Here is a 24,141-nt window from a genome sequence, read left to right as displayed (position 1 = left end):
TATTTCTTCATCAGTACTTCCACTTATCTTGGCACTATGTATACTGTTCTCACAGTTGTTCGTTATCCTAAACTATTGAGCTGGGCGGGCTTCTTCTCAATGGCTTTTTTTAGGCTTCCGCTTATGTTCAATAAGCGGCTAACTTTTTACAAGCTAATGGGCTGTGGCAAGAACGGCAGCTTTAGTGTAGTGCCAGATGTAAGGCAATGGGCAATATTGGTTTCAACAGATAAGAAGGATTTGCGCGACTTAATCAATAACCCCAACACCGTGTATGGCAAGTTTATCAATGGTTGGTGGAGGTTATTCAAAACTGAACAATGGACATTGGTACTTGACCCAATAGAAGGACATGGTAAATGGGATGGCAAAGAAGCATTTGGAAGCTTACCACGAAACACCAGTTATGAAGGAACGATAGCTGTACTTACCAGGGCAACCATCAGGCTTTCAAGATTAAAAAACTTCTGGCAAAACGTAGATAAAGCTGCAGCTCCTTTACAAGGTTCGGAGGGTTTCATACAATCTATTGGTATAGGCGAAGTGCCATGGAAAAAGCAGGCAACTTTCAGCATGTGGCAAAGCAAACAAGCCATGAAAAATTATGCTTATCGGGCGCACCAGCATAATGATGTTATTCATAAAACCAGGAAAGAAAACTGGTACAGTGAAGAGATGTTTGTTAGGTTCAGGGTATTGTCCTCTCATGGCACCTTACCTGCTCATGCTACAATCCTACCTCATCTAAAACAGGTTGGCACAACCGAACAATAAATCTTATTCGTTTTTCTATCGGAATACAGCATTTGAAGCAGAGATATTTGCTTTTTTGTAATGAAATAGCTGAATCGCAAAATGCTTTACATTTGCCCTCAACGAAACGCTATGCTTGCTAAAGGCAAAACATATTTCTTTCCTGGTTACAGCCGCTTCTTGCCGGCTAACTATTACATTCCCGAGTAGATATATTGCACATTTTTTTTCGTTATTAGTGTAAAGCAGCGTTTGCAATAACTAAAGATTTGTATGAAGAATATTAAATTAATTGAAGTTCCATCGGAGATAGGTGCGGGTACACGCGGAGCAAGTATGGGTATTGATGCAATAAAAATTGCAGCACTGGATTTTATGAGCAACTTCTTTGTTCACTTCCCTTCTGAGAAGATTCCTACGGAAAACAATATACTTTTTGAACCCATAGCATCACCTTATGCAAAACGCATAAAAGGCATTGCGGCTATGTATGAGAAAGTGAGTAAGGCTGTAATGGAATCCATAAAAAGTAATTTCTTTCCGGTGGTGCTGAGTGGCGATCACAGCATAGCAGGCGCTACCATAGCAGGTATAAAAATGGCCAAGCCAAATTCTAAACTTGGTGTTATCTGGATAGACGCTCATGCTGACCTTCATACGCCGTATACCACACCTTCTGGCAATATGCACGGCATGCCGCTGGCTTCGGCTCTGGCAGAAGATAATACAGAAAATGCTGTTCACGAACTGGATGATGAAACCCGCAAACAGTGGAATGCTTTAAAGAACTTAGGCAAGATCAGTCCTAAGATCTTAGGTGAAGACATCGTTTTTATTTCGCTGCGCGATTTTGAAAAAGAAGAAAAAGCGCTGATAGAAAAGTATGGCATGAAGGTGATCACCAGCAACGAGGTGCGCCGCAAAGGCCCAGAAAATATTGTTCGTTCTGCCATTCGTTACTTAAGCGATTGTACTGATATATATGTCAGCTTTGATGTGGACTGTCTAGACTCTTCTATCTCGAAAGGTACAGGAACACCTGTAAGCAATGGACTAAGAGAACGTGAAGCAGAAGACCTTGTAAGCAAGTTTATGCAGAACCGCAAGATCTGTTGTTTTGAAATAACAGAAGTTAATCCTACGCTGGATAAAGAGAACCTGATGGCTGAGATAGCTTTTAATATTCTGCAGCGTAGCGTGAATGTGTTGATGATGAACTGAAGCAGCTAAGGACTCGCTGCTTTAAAATTTCAACACCAATCCTATTGCATTTCCTTTTGCTACCAGGTTTAAAGCAGGCCTTAGCCGCGATGGATGGAAAGTAACTTTTGAGTTATACAATTCGAGTGCTTCGGATGCTTGTCTTCTTGATTTATTACTGATGGGAATGGAAATACCAGCAAGAGCAGCACCTACTGCTGCAAAGGCCCACTGTGGTTTTTCGCCTACTACAAACCTCCCTAGGGGATAACCAATCAGTAAACCTCCTACACCACCCAGGATGGTAGATATGTTGTTATTAGCAGATGACAATTTCATGCGCCTATAGGCCGCTGTGTCTATAGGTTTCATCATTTCCAGTACCTGCTTTGTACTTACCTTCTTCTCATCCACAGTGAATTTATGGCCGCCCCAATAGAGCTTCATATCTATTTTTTCGGTTGAGTATTGTGCCTGCAATGCAGTAACAAAAGCAAGAACCAACAAGAGCAAAAGCATTTTCTTTTTCATACTACTTATGGTGTGTTATTCCTGTTTTTCTTTTCCTGTATTCCATCACATTCTTACACATATAGTAGGTTGTTAGAAGCGTTAGTAATACCTGCAACAATAGCTGGCTTTGCTGATCGCCTGGCTCAGGTATCCAAATTACCAATAGCAGTAAAATGCCACTTGCTATTTTGCAATAGAACTCGTACGGAGAAGGCAGGTACTTGAAAAATAGTTTTGGAAGTAAGAGGAAAGAGATAGCCGTTACAACCAGTAAAATCTCATGCAGCGTTATGAGCACCATACAAAGGATATATGCTAACGAATATAGCACCCATTGAAATACAGAAATAATCTTTTTCTGCACCAGTGAGGAAAGCCAAAAACTATATATCTGCGTGAGATAGATGTACATTAAATTCTCAATCCTATGCCTCTCCCATCATCAATCCTTCAATGGTGTGTGCCTGAACAATTGGCTCCAGTTTATCCACTACCCTGCAGGTAAGATGCTGCTTTAGGGTCTCCGGCAATTGTTCATAATATTCCCTTGTAAATTGAAGATCATGACGTTCAGCATTGTTGGCACCAGGAGCATCAACACCAAGTACCAAAGCAGGCCGTGAAATGTTGGATTGATTAGCAGTACCACGATGAATGGTTAGTGCCGAACGTGCAGAAATATCTCCCATTTGAGGCATTTTCTTCTGAGCACGTTGCTGGTACCGCGGGTAATTTTCTTTAGGAGGAAACATCTCGTGCTGGAAACCTGTAGGCAGATCCCACTGCGTACCGGGTGCTATTTCAAAAGGCCCCATATCTGGTGTTACATCAACCGTTGTTAAATTGAAGGCGAGTGAGTTTAAGCGCCTGCCGAATATGGTATCATCGGGAGCAGGAAAATCACGGTGCCACGGCTGATCCATTGAACCGGGATTGGGAACATCAAAACCTATTTCAACAATCTTATATTCCGGCCCAAGTACTGCTTCGCAAACAGCGACTACCCATGAGTGCATAGCAAGATCAACGAAGCCACGCAGGCTTTCAGGATGTATTTCTACATAATGCCTTTTAGGACCTCTGCCAACAGCTCCTCCCGGGCGTTGTAAAGCATCTTCGTATAGGGCTAAAACATCTTCATGAAGCTGCGATACCCACTCCCGGCTGAATGCACCTTTTAATGCTATAAATCCATCACCATAGATCCCACCCATTATCTGCGCTATATCGTATTGAGAAGTAGCACTAGCCGTTCCATTTGCTGATAAACCCTCTACTGCTTGCATGATCATCTTTTAGTATAACAATGCTACAACGATAGTGCCACCAGCACTTTTGCTTGTACTAAAATCATTGCTTTAAGAAAAGGAGAAAACTTCTATTGCGGCAGGTAAAATAGCAGCTGCCTTCTGTAGTGTAACGGGTCGTATTATAATTAAAAAGCCGAAGCTAATCCTGCTCCGGCTTATAATTTAGCCAATTCGCTCTTTCAGATCGAGCCCATGCTCTTTAGCAACCTCCGCGGCGGTTTCGTACCCTGCATCGGCATGTCTTATCACACCCATACCCGGGTCGTTCCTTAACACACGCTTTAGTCGTTCTTCTGCATCGGCGGTGCCATCAGCAACTATTACCATTCCTGCATGAATGCTATAGCCCATACCTACGCCACCACCATGATGCAGGCTTACCCAGCTAGCTCCACCAGCAGTATTTATCAACGCGTTCAGAATTGGCCAGTCAGCCACAGCATCACTCCCATCCTTCATGGCTTCTGTTTCGCGATTGGGTGAGGCTACAGAACCTGTATCCAAATGATCTCTTCCAATGACAATAGGTGCTTTCACTTTACCTGTTCTTACCAATTCGTTGAAAGCAAGACCTGCCCTTTCTCTTTCACCCTGGCCAAGCCAGCAAATGCGTGCCGGCAGCCCCTGGAATGCAATACGTTCTTTCGCCATATTCATCCACCGGATCATGCTTTTGTTCTCCGGGAGAAGGTTCATGATCAACTCATCTGTAACAGCAATATCAGCAGGATCGCCACTAAGTGCAGCCCACCTGAAAGGTCCTTTGCCTTCGCAGAACAACGGACGGATGTACGCAGGTACAAATCCAGGGAAATCAAAAGCTTCTTCCAGCCCACGCTCCTTTGCCCTTGCGCGTATATTATTACCATAATCAAAAGTAACAGCACCGGCAGCCTGTAGTTGCAGCATCAGCTCTACGTGAAGCCGCATACTGTCGTACGCCAGCTCCATGTATTGTTCAGGATTTTCGGTCCGCAGCACATTGGCTTGTTCATTGGAAAGTGTATGAGGAATGTACCCAATCAATGGATCATGCGCACTGGTTTGGTCTGTTAGAACATCCACATTTATGTTTCTTTCCAGCAGACGCTGCAGCAGTTGCACGGCATTGCACAATACACCAATGCTTACCGCTTGTTCCTCTTTTTTGGCTTGTAATGCACGATCAATTGCATCATCAATATCAAGGTATTTTTCGTCCAGGTAGCGCGTCTCTAATCTTTTGTCAATACGCCACTCCTCTACTTCGGCTACAAGACATACACCACTATTCATGGTAACAGCTAATGGCTGTGCTCCACCCATACCACCAAGACCGGCCGTTACACTTAATGTACCTGCAAGCGTGCCTCCAAAATGTTTATCCGCTACTGCAGCAAAAGTTTCATATGTACCCTGCACTATACCCTGCGAACCAATATAGATCCAGCTGCCAGCTGTCATCTGGCCATACATCATTAGTCCCTTTTGCTCCAGTTCGGTAAAATGTTTCCAGTTGGCCCAGTTAGGCACCAGTTGAGAATTAGATAATAGTACACGTGGCGCATCTTTATGCGTTTTCAAAATACCAACGGGTTTGCCACTTTGTATCAGCAGTGTTTCATCATTTTCTACATCTTTTAAAGAACGAATAATGCGATCAAGACTTTCAAAATCACGGGCAGCTTTTCCGCGGCCGCCATATACTATCAGGTCATCCGGCCGTTCCGCTACAGCAGGATCAAGATTGTTTAAGAGCATGCGTAAAGCTGCTTCCTGTATCCAACCCTTACAATTCAGTTGTGAACCTGTCGGCGTTTTATATTTTACAGGATCGTAATTTCTTGTTGTAGTAGTCATAAGCAAGCAAGTATGTTAAGAGGTTTATGTTACAAATACTAAGGTAAAGGGTTTTATAAAAGTTCAACATCCTTGTTCCTATAATAGATAAAAACATCGGTTGAATTTGACAATTTGATAATGCATGCCTCACTGAATGTTGATGAAACTTTACAACTTTTGATTAAATCTCTAGCATTGATCAAGCTCGATCCAGTTTCATTCGTCTCTCGTTTATTCCTCGGTGGCAGGCTTTGCAGCATATCTATATTTCTAATCATCACCTGCATTATTTGCATAGCATGTGTACCTTCCAATAATATGGAAGCCAAAAATGCTTTATCTACACCTGCAAGACATCCGAGTTTCGACTTGCAGGGACATCGTGGTTGCCGCGGCATCATGCCTGAAAATACATGGGCAGCTATGAAAACGGCTTTGGACATGGGTGTGACTACTTTGGAAATGGACGTAGTTATCACCAAAGACAAACAAGTTGTACTATCACACGAACCATGGTTCAGTCACCAGGTAACTACTAAGCCTGGTGGTGGCTATATACTGCCTGCGGAAGAAAAAGATTTTAATATTTACAACTTTACCTACGAGCAGGTAAAACAATTTGATGTAGGGCTTAAGCCACATCCCCGGTTTCCACAACAACAAAAAATAGCAGCAGTTAAACCTCTGCTTTCCGAGATTTTTCAGGAGGTGCAGCAGTATATGCTGGTGGCAAAACGGCCTTATCCTTTCTTCAACATAGAGATCAAATCATTGCCTGAACATGATGGCGTTTTCCATCCCGAACCAGCTGCTTTCGTAGAACTGGTGATGCAGGTGATAAAAGATAACCAACAGGAAAAAATGGTCAACCTGCAATCATTCGATATGCGACCACTGCAGTTCATCAACAAGCATTACCCAGCTATTTCTACTGCCTTGCTGGTGGAAGACGATGACACCAAACCTGTAGAACAACAACTAAAAGAACTAGGCTTTACGCCTAAAATTTATAGCCCGCATTTTTCATTGGTTACTATCGAACTGGTAAAGAAGTGTCATGATCTAAACATGAAGATCATTCCCTGGACAGTGAACGACAAAAGCACTTTTATCCAACTGAAGGAGATGAAGGTGGATGGTATCATCACAGACTATCCCGCACTTGGTTTGGAATAGCAGGGATATGCGATGGTGCGCTTCCTCATGCTTTCTTCATATATTGCTGCTGAACCAAATGACTAACACATGCGCCATGAACCAGCTGTAGTTTTGGATGAAGATCTCGCAGCAAAAAGAAAAGCCAGCCTCGGCATTCGCTTCTTTTTTATCTACCTATTTTTTTACGCCGGCTTTGTTATCATCGGCGTATTTAATTATGAATTGCTGGCAACCGAAGTGGCAGGTGGAATTAACCTGGCCCTGGTGTATGGCATTGGGCTTATCCTATTTGCAGTAATACTCGGCATCATCTATAACTTTCTTTGTTCACGCTACGAAGACGAAATGAATAAGGAGGGTGAAGCATGATCTATGAAGTTTCTTATATAGCACTGGCTTTCTTCTTAACCTTTGTTGGCCTCGTTCTGGGCCTATCCTTTTATTTTGCCCGTAAGACACGCTCTGCCTCTTCATACTTTGCTGCTGGAGGCCAGATACATTGGGCAGTAAATGGAATTGCCTTTGCTGGCGATTATCTTTCTGCTGCGTCTTTCTTAGGAATCTGTGGTATGATAGCCACCTTCGGCTTCGATGGTTTCCTGTATTCCATAGGTTTCCTTGCCGGCTGGATAGTAGCACTGTTCCTGATAGCAGAGCCACTAAAGCGATTAGGCAAGTACACGTTTACAGATGCATTGAATTCAAAATTCAAATCACGTGCTATCACACTAACTGCTGCTATCAGCACCCTTATCGTTTCTATATTTTACCTGATACCGCAAATGGTGGGCGCCGGTGATCTTATAACACCTTTGCTAGGTTTCCCGCATTGGGTAGGCGTGGTAATGGTTGGGCTGGTAGTGATCATCATCGTGGCCAGCGCAGGTATGACATCCACTACTTATGTGCAGTTTCTTAAGGGGGGCTTGCTGCTATTATTATCTACCATTCTTACTATTTACATACTTCGGAATGGCTTGTCGCTTAACCCTGCACAGCACAATCAAGCTTATCATTCATTTGTAAAAATAGATCCTGTAGTAAGTGAGGATAAAGTGGTAAGCGCAGGTGATTGGAATATTATTTCGCAGCATGATGTAAGGGGAAAGCAGTTTGTAAAACTGGAAAAAGATGGAACTACAAAGTGGTTCAGCCTGGCAGGTAAAGAAGGCAGTTTTCAACTACAGGAAGCGCTGTCTATTTCGCAAGATGCCAGCGGTGTTACATTGTATAATGGTCTTCCACGTGCACAGGCTAAGTTTTTCCAGGTGGGTCATATAAGTAAAATAATAGTAGATGGAAAGGAAGTGGAGCAAACTGGTCCGGTTGGTCCATTTGAATTCTTATCAACTATTCAGAACAGCGAAGTAATCCGCTTCAACGAGGTGAAGCTAACAGATGAAGGGCAGCGCGTATCCCTTTTTGTTCAAACACCTACTCCAGGAAACCTCTTCTTGCTTCCCGGCCTGAAGTATAAGATTGGCAAAGGTGCAAGTATGTGGAGCAGGATGGATTTCATATCGTTGATGCTTGCTCTCTTCCTTGGAACGGCTGCACTTCCACACATACTTATCAGGTACTATACTGTTAAATCGCAACGTGATGCACGTAAGTCTACCATACTTGCCATTGCAGCTATTGGTATCTTCTACGTGTTCACGCTTTATATGGGCCTGGGTGCAGCAGTAAATGGTGTACTGGATGTGGAGTCAAGCAATATGGCAGCGCCGCTACTGGCTCGCTCGTTTGGTGTTGTGCTGTTTGCTATTATATCTGCTGTGGCTTTTGCAACCATTTTAGGTACAGTAGCAGGATTGATTATAGCCTCCAGTGGAGCTATAGCACACGATCTTTATTCCAATTATTTCAATAAGAAAATGGATGATAAGAGCCAGGTAAAAGTTGGTAAAATAGCTGCATTTGGTGTTGGTGTTTTTGCCATCGCACTTGGAATAGCGTTCAAGGGAATGAATGTTTCCTTCCTGGTGGGATGGGCTTTTTCTATTGCAGCTTCGGCTAACCTGCCAGCTATCCTATTCCTCCTTTTCTGGAAGAGAACAACAGCCAAAGGAATAGCCGCTTCCATAGTAGTAGGAATAGTCGCATCGCTTGGTATCATTCTCACCTCGCCTACTATGTGGGACAGGTACGGATTGGATCCTGCAACAGCCATGCATAAACTAGATAACCCGGCTATTATTTCTTTCCCGCTGGCTGTTCTTACTGTTTACCTAGTGTCTATGTTTGCTGGTAAACGTGAAGTAGTAGCCACACAAGCAGCTTGATGTTTCTTTGAAAGCAATAAGTAGAAGCATCATTCCAAAAAGAAATGATGCTTCTAATTTTTTACATAAAGCTCTTATGGAAATTGGTAGGTAAAGAAAAAATAATCTACTAATACATCCAGCTTCAATGTCCAGCTTCAATGTTATTGAAACCCTTTACACAACTTGTCTTTGTAGCATTTTAGAATTATATCCTGCTTTTATATAAAAGGCTACCCATTCCGCCTGTTTTTCTAACCCCGTAAAATGCCTTAGGTTTGGCAGGTATGAAGTGGATTATAGCATTCTTATGTACTGTTTTATCGTCAGGTGTTAGTTATGGCCAGGTTGGAGCAGATAGCCTGCAGACAGCAATTGCAGATACTGTTCTTTCCATCTATCAAGAGAAGGATGATGCTAGTTCTGATAAAAGTAATACTTCAGATTCTTCCATACATGTTTTGCAGGGCTGCTTTGGATGCTCCAAAGCACCCAATGAATTTACACGGCAGTACCCTTATAATAAACAACGTATCAAGCTAATAACTGCAGCAAAAATTGTTGGATATGGAGGCACCATGACAGCCTTATATTTTGCCTGGTATAAAAACTACCCTCAGTCAGGCTTTCACTTTTTTAACGACAACCACGAATGGAAACAAATTGACAAAGTGGGCCATGCATATAGTGCATATATAGCAGGTTATGGTAGTATGGAAATGTGGCGGTGGGCCGGGCTGAACAGGAAACAAAGAATTTGGATAGGTGGAATGAGTGGAGCCGTTTACTTGACTGCCATTGAAATACTGGATGGATTCAGTACCGAATGGGGCTGGAGCTGGGGTGACTTTGCGGCCAATGTAGCAGGGAGTGGTTTGCTAGTAGGCCAGGAATTGGCATGGAACGAACAACGCATCAGGTACAAATTCTCTTTTCACAAAAGAGATTATAAAGACCCTGAATTGAATAACCGTGCGGATAAATTATTCGGCAGCAGCATCCCTTCACGTATGTTGAAGGATTATAACTCGCAGACCTACTGGTTGAGTGGCAACCTAAAATCTTTCTTTCCAAATTCTAATTTACCACCATGGTTAAACGTAGCTGTAGGTTATGGTGCAAATGGAATGTTTGGCGCTGAAAGCAATCTTGCCATAAAGGATGGTGTGGTCACTTTTGATCGAAGGGATATTAAGCGTTATCGCCAGTGGTATATAGCACCAGATATTGATCTATCCAGGATCAGAACGAATAACAAGATCCTCCGGCTTGCATTTGGTGTGCTGAATGCATTTAAATTCCCGGCGCCTTCACTGGAACTATCTAATGGAAAACTGCAGGTAAACTGGCTTCACTTCTAGCAGCCACTCATCCCCTTTTTCTTCCATTGGTATGCAATCACATGCTCATGTGATGAATGAGTTGATGCGACTGTCTTTCCTTTGTTGTATCAAAAAAAGATGCAATGAAAATCTTTTACCTGCTATTTCTTACAATAGCTATTGCAACTTCAGCCAGTGCTCAATGGCGAAAAGTAGAACAACTACCTGCACGTGATTTTTACAATATTGCTTATGCGAATGGTACATTATACGCAGGTGGTTCAAACCGCGTCTATACAAGTATCAATGATGGGCTTACGTGGGATTCTTCTGCTATTATTTCAGCCGATATACCTTCAGTAGATGACTTTATCATTTTTGAAAACAACTGGTTTGTAGGCACCTATGGTAGTGGCGTGTACAAGAGCGCTAACCTTGGGCGCAGCTGGCAAAACATAACAACTGGCATAGATAGTTACATCAACGAGTTCTGCATCTTTAAAGGACATTTGTATGCCAGCACAGATAATGGCGGCGTATATCAGCTTGCTGAAAACAAAACAAGTTGGCGTCCTTTCATGAATGGTTTTACTTGGACCACATCTTCAAGTATAGCAAGCAATGGCGCATTGATGGTTGCATCGGGTGGTGCCAACGGAAGCATTTTTAAATACCACGAATCAGCTGGGCAATGGCAGGAGCACCTGGTAAAAGGACAGCTTGCTCCCGGCATGAATGTATCTGATATAGTTTCAGTAAATGACACTTTATATGCTGCAACTTCTGCCGGTGTGTATAGCAGCACCAATGGTGAAAACTGGACAAATACCGGGCAATTAAAAAATGGGCACCATGTAGTAATGGCCAACCTCAGGCAAGCAATTTTTGCCATAGTAAATTATGGGCTAGGTGATGTGACCATTTATAAAAAGCCTAAGGAAGCACAACCGATGCAGCCTTGGGAAATTATAGAACAGCATCAGAATTCATTTGTTTACGAAACAGCAGTATCGCAAAAGAACCTGTGGCAGGCAAGGTTAGATGGTTTATATTTTCGCCCGTTGATAGAATATGGAGTTACGCCGCCGTGGGATGAACCGACACCTGATATCCAGTTTAAGATCGGCAAGTTTTTCCCAAACCCAACGAAGCAAAAGTTCCAGGTGGAGATACAGGTAAAAGAAGACATCACAACATCCTTATTTATAACAAACGCTGCAGGGCAAATTGTCCATTACCCATTCCTGCAGAAGCCTTTGAAAAAAGGAGCTAACCTGCTTACTATTGACAATCCACTTCCTGCAGGAATATATTATGTAACCATAGAACTGGAAGGAAAGAAGTATACAAGAAAGCTGGTAGTGATTTAATGAAAATGAAAAACGAAAAGGAAACTAATATTCAAATAAAAAAAGCAGGAGAAAGTTTCCCCTCTCCTGCTTTATATCTTAAATAATATTTAGTGCATATTATACCTGAACCGGATCTAGAGCCTTGGTTACTTGTTGTAAAAAAGGCAACACCTCTGCCTGAGTTGGGATATTAAAATTAGCAGCAGTAGCACCTGTACCTATTTTAACAGTTACGCCTTTTCCATCCAGCGTCTTGAACATATCCTCATCCGTAGTATCATCGCCTAAGCAAAGCGTGAATTCTGGATTGAAGTGATTGAGCATTTTAAGTGCAGTTATGCCTTTATCTACACCCGTCTGTCTTACCTCCAGCACCTTATTTCCATCGATAACCTGGATAGGTGTATTGGCTGTTAATTGAAGCAGGTTGTTTAGCAACTCGCGGCTGCGAACAAATCCTAATCCCGGGTGTGTATTCCTGTAATGCCAGGTAAGTGTATTTTCCTTTTCTTCTATCAGCGACCCTGCACAGCGTGTAACATACGATTGCAACATCGGCCTTATCTCCTCTTTCCATTCAGTTGAAAGCGTAGTTTGCGCCTTCCAGTTTCCTTCTTTATGTTTTATGAAAACACCATGCTCTGCTACGAAAGATAACGGAAGATGCCCCAGCCAACGCTCTAATGTATTTGCATCACGTCCGCTAATAATTACCACATTATTTCTTTCATCTGCGGATAGTTCTTTCAAAAATGCTAACACAGGATTGCTGGGTGCAGCCTGCGATGGAAGTTTTGCAAACGGTGAAAGCGTTCCATCATAATCAAGCAGGATGAGCCTGTTGCCAGCATTGGCATAATCCTGCCTTATCTTTTTAATAGTCTGTTGATCCATAAGTTTCACCTTGAGTTTCTCTTGCTCTTTTTTCACACTAGTGAGCTGTTCTAAAAAGTCATTTACCCAGTGTACTACATCATAATCTGCCAGACGGCGTTGCATTACACTCATTCTTTCCTGTTGCTCATCCAGCGGCATCTGGAGCGATGAAGCTATGGCATCAGCCATCTCTTCACTATCTGTTGGATTAACCAGGCAAGCTTCATTTAATTCACTTGCTGCACCAGTTAATTCACTCAAAATCAATACTCCTTTGTCACTGCAACTGGCGACGTACTCCTTAGCTACCAAATTCATACCATCTCTTAATGGAGTTATCAATGCTACGTCAGCTGCCTGGTAAAGCCCGCACAGCTCATGAAAGTCAAGATGATTATACCTATATATAAGTGGCTGCCAGTGAATGGTTGAGTACTTACCATTGATGGTACTTACCTTTTCTTCCACCATCCGCTTTCTTTCAAAATAAGTTGGAATATTATCTCTAGATGGAACCACGTTGAAAATGAAGATGACTTTTTCACGCCATTCAGGATAACGTTCTAAAAAGTTCTCATAACCCTGCAAGCGATAAGTAAGGCCTTTTGTATAGTCAAGCCTGTCTACTGAAAATATGATCTTCTTGCCTTCAAAGTTCTTTTGAAGTTCTTCCCTGTAATTCATTACAGCTTCTTCAGATGCTGCCTGCTTGAAACGATTATAATCTATACCAATAGGGAACAAATCAGCTTTGATCGTCCTGTTGTTGTATTGCAGCGTGTTGTAATGATTATCTATACCCAACACCATTTTAGCTGTCTGTATAAAATACTGCGCATAATCATATGTATGAAATCCAAGAAGATCAGCACCCAGTAAGCCTTTTAGTATTGCACGCTTCCAATCAGAAGGCAGCAGCCTGCACACCTCGTACGATGGAAAAGGAATGTGCAAGAAAAACCCGATGGTAGCTTCAGGATGACGCTTACGAATAAGATGCGGCATCAGCATCAATTGGTAATCATGCACCCAAACCACATCGCCCGGCTGCATGATACCACACACCTTCTCAGCAAATATTTTATTTACCTCTTGGTATGCATCAAACTGGTCTTTCTCGTATTGAGTGAGCGAAGGAAAATAATGAAACAGCGGCCAGATAGTAGAATTAGAAAACCCATTGTAGTATTTACTGTAAACTTCACTATCCATAAAAACAGGCTCAACAGTAAAATCAGATCCCTGCAACCTGTCTTTGTTTTCATTCCAATCTTCTTCCGAAAAGTCACAGCTTCCCAGCCAGATCTTCTCATTGAATTGATTATCGCTTACTTGCTCAAAATATCCTTTCAATGCCGAAACCAGCCCACCCGAACTTTGCCTGATCACTGCTTCTTTACCACTTGTATCAAGCGAAAAAGGTAATCGGTTAGAGATGATAATTAATCTACTCATGCTATACTTCTATTATTCTTCTGATTAAAAAAACGCACCTATAACCAGGTGCAAATACATAAAACTGCTGCCATAAATCTGGCTGAAGTAGGGTTGAACAACTGGCAGCAATCAATAAAAGTTCCGGTGCAAAAATAAGGATATAATGCTGGCGAAAAGGTTAATGGAAAGAGCGAACCTTCGGTTAAATAGATAGGTATGTAACCAGCATCAGTACTTTATTAAACTCCGGTTGCGTCGCACACTTGTACTATATCAACCGCTTCAGCAGTTACACATTTAGGTAGATAAAGTTATATGTCACATCCAGCTATAAACTAGTTGCCTTTCATTTAGATGCGTATAACTTACTGATGCTCCTTCCCCCGTACATGCTTCAGGCTATCGATCACCATGTATACGGTATCCTGCTGCCTTACACCTTCAAGGAGTATTTTGTTGGAAGCCAATTGCTTTTTGTAGTTCTTCGGTTTCGCTGTTTCGCCAGCTCTTTCAAGGTTCAATTGCAACAGTTGATTGCCTTCTTTTGCATATAGCGTCACTTGTTCATCATTGTCATATTTCATTCCAACAATAAAAGGAGTAGCCATTACAGTGGTTAGTACATTATACATTTCTCCATTAACCCACGCTCGTTTCCAAACAGATGCTTTACCAGCCTTTGTTTCAAGAAAAACCGCATACACCGTATCAATGTTCCTTATCTCTATTCCTCTGTCATCTACCGCTATCATACCTGGTATTGATTCTCTATAAAATCCATGTTGTTTTACTACACCATATTTTGTTTGTGCACATGCTGAAAGACTGCACAACAGGAAGCACCTTACTAACAATGTTTTCATAGTTGTTTTTATTATTGATGCATTATGCAATAACAATGCACAGTTGTAGATCCGGCACAAATAAGAAGAGGTTGCTTTAGGCAACCTCTTCCAGTAATTATTGTTTCATGAAACTTTGCGTTATTGTTTCCTTACCTAGGATAATTTGTAACCTATAGATACCACGGCCATGTTGCGTCATATTCAGTGGAACTGTTACTGCACTTCCTGCAGCTACACTACCTTTTCCTGATTGCACTACTCTGCCTTGTGCATCAATGATATTCCAATTAAAGTTTCCTCCTTCAGCACTGTTTAACATAAAGTTCCCTGAAGTTGTTATCGGGTTTGGCAGCACTCTCACTTGTAATCCTGCACCTCTGCCACCTCGTATACTTACCACGTTAGAATAAACAGGCGCTGCATTCGGTTCAGTGCCTTTTATTCGGTAATAACCAACTGGCACATTCAGCCTATGTTTATATTCATTCACTGTACTTGCCACTACACCTACATCAGTAAAAGAATTACCGTCTTTACTAAATTGAATTGTATAACGTGTTTGGTTGGTAGCACCATATGCTTTCCACGCCAACAGGCTGCTACCATCTGACTGCAAGCTGCCATTCAGCGTAATATCTTTTAATGGTAAAACAGTGGAAAGATTGGTTGTCCATAAACCTCTGCCATGTGTTGCAGCCAATATGAGATTGTCTGACGGACGCAACTTCAGCATATCCGTCCGTACAAGCGGGAAGTTGCCACTCGGTGTCCATTCTGTGCTTGCCCCGTTTATCATTTCAGTTGTCCACACACCTGTTTCAGTGGCTATAAGCAATTTGTTTTGTTCAGTTGGATGAAACAATGCCCACCGCACCGGCATATCAGGAAGATTACCGTCTATACCCGTCCAGGTTGTACCACCATTGGATGAATACCACAAGTTTGTTACACCATAATTAGAAAATACAGCCAGCAGCTCATCATCGCTACTACCAATAGCTATACAATTAATAAAGCCTGTAGAAAACGAAGGACCTGTAAGCACGGTTGTACGTGTATTCATATCAGCATTGGTAGCCGTACTTGCTCCGTCTATACGTACCAGGCTTCCATTGCTGCCGCCTACAAACAGCCGGTCATGTGTATAAGGCGAGGTGATAAAAGCACTGGCATTGCTTGCAGAGGCTCCCCGCGAGAGACTACTTATTACCAAAGTATCGCGTGAAGAATTTGTACTATTTGTAGCTGTTGTTGGATTATTCCACCTGAGTATACTCCTGTTTGGTGCATTTGAAATGGCAAAGCTTGCATACATGATCTTAAGCGAGTCATCATAATCAAAGGGGTTAATGAAATAACCTCTATTATTTGACAGATTGAAACTACTCCAGGTATTGCCATCATTATTACTACGCCTGTACTGGTTATATACGTAAGATGTATACTGGAAATTCGGGTTCCTTTGATCTATATCTACAAAAGCACCATCACCACCAGTCACTTCAATGGAGTATGTTTTGCCTGGGTTCTTTATCTGGTGCGATCCATTATCTTGTGTACCACCTAATAAGTAATGCGTACGTAGCGGGTGAATGGCTCCACTGTAAAATTGCTTTAATCCAAGACCGATATTCCTGTCCTGGTAGGTAGCACCATTATCTAAAGAAAGAAACAAACCACCATCAGTAGCCATTATCACTCGCAGCTGTCCACCAATCAGCATCCAGTTGTAAGTATGATGATCGGCATGTACATAGGGAGGATTGCCTACCCAATAAGTATTGCGTACTACTGTAAGTCCACCATCTACTGAACGGTATGCATCCAGTCCGCCAACAAGAAACTCCAGTGGATTAACCGGGCTTATCTTGATCTCGAGGTCGTACCATGCCTGCGAACTGGCTATATTGATTGGGCTAGGATAATTAACTGGATTATTACGTGTCCAGTTTGCACCACCATCAAACGATCTATAAGTTGCTACTACAGTATTTGTTGTTGTACTAGGCGCTGCATAACAGGTATCACCTCTTGCGGTCATTTCTATCCTGTTAGAATTTTCAGGCAAGCCAGTAGCTATTTCCCAAGAGGTGTTGGTAGCTGTAGCAGGATTGTCTGTATATCTTATCCCAGCCAGGTTTGACGCATTGGCAGTTGCATATCCAAAGCTTGCCAATAATCGAGAGCCGGCAAATTCAATGTCTGTACAAAAGCTGGAGTTTGTAATGCCGCTAAGATTTGAAGGTGTAATATCAACCCAGGTAGAGCCACCATCGTTAGATCTACGAAGTCCGAAAGCACGGGTGGCGAGGTAAACATTACCCGCACCATCACACATAATCTTGAAGTTGCGGTTGAACGTTGTTGAAGATGGCAACTGCTGCCAAGAGATACCGTGGTTGGTAGTTTTCCAAACACCTCTTCCCCACACTGCATCTGCGTTGCTGGTAGCTTCACCTGTGCTGAAGTACATTACATCCAGGTTGGAAGGATCTTGCGCAATGGAAGTGATAGCCATGTTATCAAAAAAGTCAGAAATGATCTGCCAGTTTGGATTGGGATCTAGGAAATTTGTAGTCTTCCATAATCCACCTGCCACACCTGCCGTCCATACGGTATTGCCTGTGGGGTCTGCAGCATCTACCAATAGCGCCCTTATCCTTCCACTGGTAAATGAACCAGGCTGCTGCGGTTGACTAGTAACAGATCCCCTGGTATTACCATTGCTGGGGCCTACACTGTCGAAAATTGGTCCACGTTCCTCCCAAAATAAACTTGAAAACCGCCTGGCGGCTGCTTGCTCTTTTATTTCTTCAGTTTGAAGCATTGCTGTCCATAGCCGCTCTGTTGGCACCCTCCCCAAAGCAGGGTCTTGTGTTTTAAGCATTTCTAACAAACCCCTTTCCATGGGGCCATCATACTTTTCTTTTTTGTTCTCATCAGCCAGCACGGTAGGTGTGTGTTTTAAGGCTGGAAATAGGAAGTACGCAGCGGCTACCAATACAATAGCAACTACTGCTAAAGCATAGATTTTTCTCATCTGGGAAGATTGTAGGTGTTAAAGAAATCTTAACAGGCAAAAACAAAGCCAAAAACGTATGGCATAAGATTTACAATTCAATAGTTTATGAAGCTGCCACCACTGCTCAAAGCCGTACTTATAGTCGTACTCTTATTCGGAATATTTGCAGGGCTCTATTTTGCCAAACAATTTCTTATTCCTTTTACGCTTGCTGCTGTTTTATCAATGCTGTTTTTACCAGTTAGCCGCTGGCTTGAAAGAATAGGTGCTAACAGGGCAATAGCAGCTATTGCCTGCATCCTTATCCTGCTTTCTGTTTTTGCAGGTCTTGTGGCGCTGGTTTCGTGGCAGGTAAATCAACTAATGGAAGACAAGGCCAAACTTGAACAACAGGCTAAAAAAGCTTATTCAGATCTCCAGAATACCATTGATAAAACATTTGGTGTCACTCCTCAGAAGCAGGAAGAGATGATACAAAAACAGCAACAGCAGTCTGGTGGTGCAGGAGGAAAAATCCTTTCATCAATCTCCGGCTTCTTTATAGATGCCATTATCATGATCGTCTACATTTTCTTTTTTATGTACTCCAGGTCGCATGTAAAAAAAGCAATTTTACAAATGGTGCCGCAGGAGCGAAAGAAAAAAGCTGATAAGGTTATAACGGATACAGCTCATGTAACGCAACAATATCTCACCGGCCTAGGGATGATGATATTCTGCCTGTGGATCATGTATGGTATCGGGTTTTCTTTACTCGGTGTAAAAAATGCTCTTTTCTTCGCCATACTGTGCGGCATACTCGAGATCATTCCGTTCATAGGAAATGTTATAGGCACCACTATCACCATATTGGTTACCGTAGCACAAGGCAGCGACATGACCATCATCCTCGGGATAGTAATCGTTTATGCGCTGGTGCAGTTTATCCAGGGAAATGTATTGGAGCCATTAATAGTAGGCGCAGAGGTAAACATCAACGCACTAGCCACTATTATTGTGCTGGTAATTGGCGATCAGTTGTGGGGTATACCGGGTGTGGTATTGGCCATCCCGCTGCTGGGTATCACCAAAGTTATCTGCGATAATGTAGAGCCTTTAAAGCCAATCGGTTTCTTAATCGGCCAGGAAAAGAAGGAAAAGAGTGGCGACATGATGAACAAGGTAAAAGGCTGGTTCAAAAATTTGAAGCCTTCTACCTAACTCATTTCACATTGGCTAAAAAAAAGCCTTTGTAATCATCACCATCTCTTCAAACATAATTCTTGTGTAACCTGCCTACCTCAAGCAGGCGCATTAGTTCAGTTGTGCTAGTGGCGGTGCTGGTCTTCATTTTCCAGCTTCATCACGATCAGTTACTAGGTCGTCTTCTTAGGAGGAAGTGCAAAGGCTACAGCCTCGTGTTCAAAATGTCCTTTGTGCGCACCATCGCAGAAAGGCTTATTCTTCGATAAACCACAACGGCAAATGGATACCAGTTCCCGTCCACCAAGGTCATAAGTATTACCGTCTTTATCTACTATTTCAAAATCACCTTCTATTCTTAATGAACCGTTGTTGTTCACAGTTATTTTAGTTGCTGCCATGTTTTTGTTTTATTGATTAGATCATGTCTTTTAATTTCTCAACAACCGTATCCACCTCGTCCCTCGTGTTATTCTTACTGAACGAAAAACGAACGGTCACCTGGTTGGGATTGTTGTTGATGGCACGTATCACGTGACTGCCTGCGTCGGCTCCACTGGTACATGCACTACCACCACTCGCACATATATTGTTTATATCCAGGTTAAATAAAATCATTTCACTTTTCTCCGTTTTGGGAAAGCTAACACTTAATACGGTATATAAACTTTTACCTAAAGGATCGCCATTAAATGTTACACCTTTTATAGCATCGCGCAGCTGCTCCATCATATATAGCCGCAGATCATTAATAAACTTCTTATGCTCTTCGTATTTTTCTGTAGCTATTTCCAATGCCTTTGCAAAACCTACAATGCCATATAGGTTTTCTGTTCCTGCCCGCATATTTCTTTCCTGGCTACCACCATGTACAAAAGGCTTGATCTTTACATTCTCATTAATGTATAGCATCCCCACACCTTTCGGTCCATGAAATTTATGTCCTCCACCTGTTATAAAATGTACAGGCGTATTTCTTAGGTCAAAAGGAAAATGACCAACAGTCTGCACTGTATCGCTATGAAATATAGCGCTATGCTTTTTACAGATATTACCTACTTCGTGCAGGTCTATCATATTACCTATTTCATTATTAGCATGCATCAGCGTTACCAATGTCTTCTTATTAGAAGAAGCTAATAATTCTTCCAGGTGCTGCAGGTCTATATGTCCATCCTTTAAAATTTTGACATAAGCAACTGTTGCTTCACCACGATGCTGCAGGTACTCTACTGTATGTAGCGTAGCATGATGTTCTATGGTGGATGTGATTATATGCTTACATCCAAGGTCACGCACCGAAGCAGTAATGGCTGTATTGCTACTCTCGGTACCACCGCTGGTGAAAAAGATCTCAGCAGGATGAGCATTTAAAATTTTAGCTACAGTCTTCCGTGAATTTTCAATAGCCAGCCTGCTTTCTCTTCCATAGCTATAGATAGAAGATGGGTTTCCATAACACGAGGTTAGGTAAGGCATCATAGTTTCCAACACCTGCGAGTCCAGGCAGGTAGTGGCGGCGTTGTCTAAATATATACGTTCTGACATGTGGGGTTATTCTATGGTCAATCGTTAGAGATGAGGTATGGCAACAGCTGCCATACCTTGTTTAGCAATTGGCGCAAAAATAAGTATATAAGAATAAGAACAGTTTCTATTGTTCATAAGCAGAAACAAAAAAAGGAGTTAGCCACGAGGCAACTCCTTTTAAAATTTATGATGAGTGATTATTGCAGTAGCAATTGTTTATTCAAGCGAGTAATTCCATTAGTGACTTGTAAGAAATGTGTGCCTTTTCCAACATTACCAGGCAGGTTGATTATTTCAGTAGAAGACCCGCCAGGATGATCTAAAGAATATGTATAAACACGCTGCCCTTGTGCATTTACTATGGTTATAGCATAACGTCCTTTATCAATGTTGTTCAGTTGAAGATTTACCACGCCATTTCTAACAGGGTTGGGCATAACAGCGATATCTGTTCTTATAGCTCCCATGTTCAATCTTGCTATCCCACTTAGTGTTACCTCTCCTGTTCTGCTCAACGACCTGATACGATAATAATTAGGCCCTTGTACAGGAGCGGCATCTACAAATTCATACTTGGTTGGTGTAGTGGCATTTTGCGGCACCACGTTACCTATTGTTTGAAAATCGCCACCATTTGAACTACGTTCTACATAGTGCATTTGCATATTTGCTTCTGTAAGAGCTGTCCAATTCAATTCTACTGCTGTATTCTTTTGATTAGCTCTAAAACTGGCTAAAGTTGTCTGCTGCGCCATCACACTGACGACCGCAAGTTGTAAGAATATATATAAGTAAATAGCTTTCATGATTATTGGTTTTACCTAATATATTACAAGCTGCATGCCTTACCTGTAGCGAGTTTCAGCCAATTTTCAGTTGTAGATAACATTGGATTATTTGAGGAAGCATGACCACATGAAATGCAAAAAGCCGATCATGTGACCGGCTTTTCTATAGAGTGAGAAGAACTTACATATTCTCCTTAATATCGTGTATCATTTTGCGGGCAATATTTTCTGCAGTTGTCTCAAAATTGCTCTCTGCATAAATACGAATGATCGGTTCTGTATTGCTGGTACGCAGGTGAACCCAATCGTTCTCAAATTCGATCTTTAAACCATCCTCTGTATTCACAGGATTGTTCTTGTATTTGTCTCTTATTTTTTCAAATATCGCATCCACATTGAAGCCTTGCTCCAGTTCAATCTTATTTTTACTGATAAAATAATCAGGGTATGTGCCGCGTAATTGTTTAGTACTTTTTTTACTATGAGCAAGGTAGGTAAGAAATAAAGCTATGCCGATCAAAGCATCTCTTCCATAATGAAGATCTGGTACAATGATGCCTCCATTTCCTTCGCCACCGATCACTGCATTTACTGCCTTCATCTTGGTTACTACATTCACCTCTCCTACTGCACTTGGAAAATATTCACCACCATTTTTAACTGTAACATCTTTCAAAGCACGTGTGCTCGACATATTGCTTACAGTATTACCTGGCTTTTTCTGCAATACATAATCAGCTATAGCTACTAAAGTATATTCTTCGCCAAAGAGGGTTCCATCCTCACACACAAAACAAAGCCTGTCTACATCAGGATCTACAGCAATACCAAGATCTGCCTGCTTGCGGTTCACTTCATTACATAGTTCATTCAGGTGCTGTGGCAGCGGCTCAGGATTATGCGCAAACTTTCCATTTACTTCTTCATTAAGAATAGTAATATCTTTTACACCCAAAGCTTTCAGCAAAAGAGGAACAGCAATGGCTCCAGTGCTATTAATAGCATCTAATACAATGCTGAATTTTCTTTTCTTGATGGCAGCTACATCCACCAAAGGATAATGAACAATAGCATCAATATGCTGCTGAAGTGCAGTTGTATTTATTGTATAGCTTCCAAGTTTATCTACACCCACAAAAGCAAAGTCTTCTTTTTCAGCTATAGATAAAACAACGGCTCCATCTTCAGCACTTATGAATTCACCTTTGTGGTTCAGTAGTTTCAGCGCATTCCATTCTTTAGGATTATGGCTTGCTGTGATGATGATACCACCTGCTGCATTTTCAAACCCTACAGCCATTTCTACTGTTGGTGTAGTACTCAGGCCAAGATCAACTACATCAATGCCAAGAGCATTTAAAGTACTTATCACAAGCCGCTGAACCAGCTCACCACTAATGCGGCCATCGCGACCAAGTACTACTTTTTTACCTGTATTTTGTTGTAGAAGCCATGTGCCGTATGCAGCAGAAAATTTAACTACATCCAGCGGGCTAAGCGTGTCGCCAGGCTTTCCGCCTATAGTACCGCGGATGCCGGATATACTTTTGATAAGTGCCATTGATGAAATATGAGTGTTGGAGTGCAAACATAACTGAAATAGCGAACGTTTTCAAAAGGTATTATTCCTTTGAAAATGATGAAACTATAACCAAAAACACTTACCTAATTAGGCACGAGGAAATCATTTCTTTTGTAAATGCTGATGCAGAACCTGCAGTGCCTGCATAGTGTAATCCACTTGTACCTCAAGCGGGTCCTCTTTCTTTGATGTCAGTCGCCTCTCAACAACCACCTCTCCATTTTCTACAATGGCTACAAAAGCAAATATTCCTTCTTCTTCAATTTCAGGAACAACAGTAGCATAACCAGTTATTCCTATACCGTAGTTGCTGATAAAGAGTTTGCAAATCTCTTTAGCCATTTGTGCGGCTATCTTCTGGTGAATGCAGTTGCTCTTTTCTGCCAGCGTTGGCTCTACATTCAGGTGCTTTGTTTTTTGTCCAAGATTGTAACACGTGATGCCGCCCTGGAAGTATTCGGCAGCTTTGGTAGCAAGTGATAAGGCTGCCTGTATATGGCCTGCTGTCACACTTTCTGCAACAGCTATGGTTGACTGGCTGCTGCTAAGAATTTCTTTGATAGAATCTACAAGCTGTTTATCGTACGTCATGCTTTACTTGTATAAATAGAAGATGGGCTTAGTAATAAGCCCATCTTCTTCTTTTAACCTACTTAATAACTAACTGTTGCCAGCAACTGCGCCGTCTTTACCTGATGCATCTCCTTTACCTTCTGAGCCACCCTCGTTACCTCCACCTGCCAGTTTCTCTGCGTTCTGCTCATTTCCCAGATTACTATTATTGCCAATGTTGCTATCATCATCTGCTGATTTATTACCTGATCCCATACCGCCTTCAGAGGCGCTGGCGCCACCTGTATTGCTAAAGTTTCCACTGTTACCTGCAACACCTTTTACACTATCGCCACCAGCTCCGGGAGCACCAGCAGCTATTGATCCTAATCCACCTGTACCTGTACTACCTGCAGCACTTGGACTACCACCATCACCTTGTCCATTGTTCATACTGCCTGTACCGGCGCCAGCACCCTCACGTGCATCGGCACCACCTAGCGCACCATTGTCCAGATTACCTAGATCTTTATCCATTCCTTCACCACTTTCATTCAATCCCCTGTTGTTTCCGGTTGTTTCTTCTTGTCCAGGTGTCAGTACTTCCTGGTCTTTATCTTGATTGTTATTCATA

Annotated in this window: 21 protein-coding genes; 8 read left to right on the top strand and 13 right to left on the bottom strand. The window is 42.1% G+C overall.

Annotated elements, in window-relative coordinates:
• Positions 1-36 precede the first annotated feature (36 nt).
• Both J4N22_RS09180 and J4N22_RS09175 read left to right on the top strand, forming a co-directional pair.
• A complete protein-coding gene (locus J4N22_RS09180) occupies positions 37-774 on the top strand; it encodes a spheroidene monooxygenase (protein WP_207493664.1) in 738 nt (245 codons plus the stop codon).
• Between the two features lie 252 nt (positions 775-1,026).
• Entirely contained in the window at positions 1,027-1,974 is a 948-nt protein-coding gene (locus J4N22_RS09175; RefSeq protein ID WP_207493662.1) for an arginase, read from the top strand.
• 21 nt (positions 1,975-1,995) lie between these two features.
• On the opposite strand, the gene J4N22_RS09170 is transcribed toward J4N22_RS09175, so the two are convergent.
• The 4 genes from J4N22_RS09170 to hutU all read right to left on the bottom strand — a co-directional run bounded on the left by J4N22_RS09170 (position 1,996) and on the right by hutU (position 5,615).
• The gene (locus J4N22_RS09170; RefSeq protein ID WP_207493660.1) at positions 1,996-2,484 is read right to left on the bottom strand and encodes a hypothetical protein; all 489 of its coding nucleotides are present in this window, start codon (positions 2,482-2,484) and stop codon (positions 1,996-1,998) included.
• Position 2,485: 1 nt separating this feature from the next.
• Positions 2,486-2,767, bottom strand: coding sequence for a hypothetical protein (locus tag J4N22_RS09165; protein WP_207493658.1), 282 nt, complete (start codon positions 2,765-2,767; stop codon positions 2,486-2,488).
• A gap of 124 nt (positions 2,768-2,891) precedes the next feature.
• The gene (locus tag J4N22_RS09160) at positions 2,892-3,752 is read right to left on the bottom strand and encodes a phytanoyl-CoA dioxygenase family protein (protein ID WP_207493656.1); all 861 of its coding nucleotides are present in this window, start codon (positions 3,750-3,752) and stop codon (positions 2,892-2,894) included.
• Between the two features lie 186 nt (positions 3,753-3,938).
• A complete protein-coding gene (gene hutU / locus J4N22_RS09155) occupies positions 3,939-5,615 on the bottom strand; it encodes a urocanate hydratase (protein WP_207493654.1) in 1,677 nt (558 codons plus the stop codon).
• A gap of 300 nt (positions 5,616-5,915) precedes the next feature.
• On the opposite strand from hutU, the gene J4N22_RS09150 reads away from it, so the two are divergent.
• The 5 genes from J4N22_RS09150 (at position 5,916) to J4N22_RS09130 (ending at position 11,711) form a co-directional block, all read left to right on the top strand.
• The gene (locus J4N22_RS09150) at positions 5,916-6,773 is read left to right on the top strand and encodes a glycerophosphodiester phosphodiesterase family protein (RefSeq protein WP_207493652.1); all 858 of its coding nucleotides are present in this window, start codon (positions 5,916-5,918) and stop codon (positions 6,771-6,773) included.
• Positions 6,774-6,842: 69 nt separating this feature from the next.
• Positions 6,843-7,124: a DUF485 domain-containing protein gene (locus J4N22_RS09145; protein ID WP_207493650.1), complete on the top strand. Its 282-nt coding sequence runs from the start codon at positions 6,843-6,845 to the stop codon at positions 7,122-7,124.
• A complete protein-coding gene (locus tag J4N22_RS09140) occupies positions 7,121-9,040 on the top strand; it encodes a solute symporter family protein (protein WP_207493648.1) in 1,920 nt (639 codons plus the stop codon). The genes J4N22_RS09145 and J4N22_RS09140 overlap by 4 nt, the downstream gene beginning before the upstream one ends.
• 266 nt (positions 9,041-9,306) lie before the next feature.
• Complete coding sequence (locus J4N22_RS09135) at positions 9,307-10,380, top strand: DUF2279 domain-containing protein (protein ID WP_207493646.1); 1,074 nt, start codon at positions 9,307-9,309, stop codon at positions 10,378-10,380.
• Between the two features lie 104 nt (positions 10,381-10,484).
• Positions 10,485-11,711 (top strand): DUF6242 domain-containing protein, encoded by a 1,227-nt coding sequence (locus J4N22_RS09130; RefSeq protein WP_207493643.1) that lies wholly within the window; start codon positions 10,485-10,487, stop codon positions 11,709-11,711.
• A gap of 99 nt (positions 11,712-11,810) precedes the next feature.
• On the opposite strand, the gene J4N22_RS09125 is transcribed toward J4N22_RS09130, so the two are convergent.
• From J4N22_RS09125 to J4N22_RS09115, 3 genes are all read right to left on the bottom strand, one after another.
• Entirely contained in the window at positions 11,811-14,024 is a 2,214-nt protein-coding gene (locus J4N22_RS09125) for a bifunctional alpha,alpha-trehalose-phosphate synthase (UDP-forming)/trehalose-phosphatase (protein WP_207493641.1), read from the bottom strand.
• 347 nt (positions 14,025-14,371) lie between these two features.
• The gene (locus J4N22_RS09120; RefSeq protein WP_207493639.1) at positions 14,372-14,869 is read right to left on the bottom strand and encodes a hypothetical protein; all 498 of its coding nucleotides are present in this window, start codon (positions 14,867-14,869) and stop codon (positions 14,372-14,374) included.
• 97 nt (positions 14,870-14,966) lie between these two features.
• A complete protein-coding gene (locus J4N22_RS09115; RefSeq protein ID WP_207493636.1) occupies positions 14,967-17,891 on the bottom strand; it encodes a T9SS type A sorting domain-containing protein in 2,925 nt (974 codons plus the stop codon).
• An 87-nt stretch (positions 17,892-17,978) separates the two neighbouring features.
• On the opposite strand from J4N22_RS09115, the gene J4N22_RS09110 reads away from it, so the two are divergent.
• Positions 17,979-19,073 (top strand): AI-2E family transporter, encoded by a 1,095-nt coding sequence (locus tag J4N22_RS09110; protein ID WP_207493634.1) that lies wholly within the window; start codon positions 17,979-17,981, stop codon positions 19,071-19,073.
• 155 nt (positions 19,074-19,228) lie between these two features.
• On the opposite strand, the gene J4N22_RS09105 is transcribed toward J4N22_RS09110, so the two are convergent.
• From J4N22_RS09105 to J4N22_RS09080, 6 genes are all read right to left on the bottom strand, one after another.
• On the bottom strand, positions 19,229-19,456 hold the full coding sequence (locus J4N22_RS09105; protein ID WP_207493632.1) for a CDGSH iron-sulfur domain-containing protein: 228 nt from the start codon (positions 19,454-19,456) through the stop codon (positions 19,229-19,231).
• Positions 19,457-19,472: 16 nt separating this feature from the next.
• Entirely contained in the window at positions 19,473-20,603 is a 1,131-nt protein-coding gene (locus J4N22_RS09100; RefSeq protein ID WP_207493630.1) for a cysteine desulfurase family protein, read from the bottom strand.
• A gap of 179 nt (positions 20,604-20,782) precedes the next feature.
• A complete protein-coding gene (locus tag J4N22_RS09095; RefSeq protein ID WP_207493628.1) occupies positions 20,783-21,391 on the bottom strand; it encodes a T9SS type A sorting domain-containing protein in 609 nt (202 codons plus the stop codon).
• A 163-nt stretch (positions 21,392-21,554) separates the two neighbouring features.
• Positions 21,555-22,934 (bottom strand): phosphoglucosamine mutase, encoded by a 1,380-nt coding sequence (gene glmM / locus J4N22_RS09090; protein WP_207493626.1) that lies wholly within the window; start codon positions 22,932-22,934, stop codon positions 21,555-21,557.
• Between the two features lie 123 nt (positions 22,935-23,057).
• Positions 23,058-23,546 (bottom strand): CinA family protein, encoded by a 489-nt coding sequence (locus J4N22_RS09085; protein ID WP_207493624.1) that lies wholly within the window; start codon positions 23,544-23,546, stop codon positions 23,058-23,060.
• Between the two features lie 69 nt (positions 23,547-23,615).
• Positions 23,616-24,140 (bottom strand): hypothetical protein, encoded by a 525-nt coding sequence (locus J4N22_RS09080; RefSeq protein ID WP_207493617.1) that lies wholly within the window; start codon positions 24,138-24,140, stop codon positions 23,616-23,618.
• Position 24,141 lies beyond the last annotated feature (1 nt).

Source organism: Aridibaculum aurantiacum (assembly GCF_017355875.1).
Taxonomy (GTDB): Bacteria; Bacteroidota; Bacteroidia; order Chitinophagales; family Chitinophagaceae; genus Segetibacter; species Segetibacter aurantiacus.
Note: the sequence above shows the minus strand (reverse complement) of the source record. Positions and strands in the feature narration are given on the sequence as shown.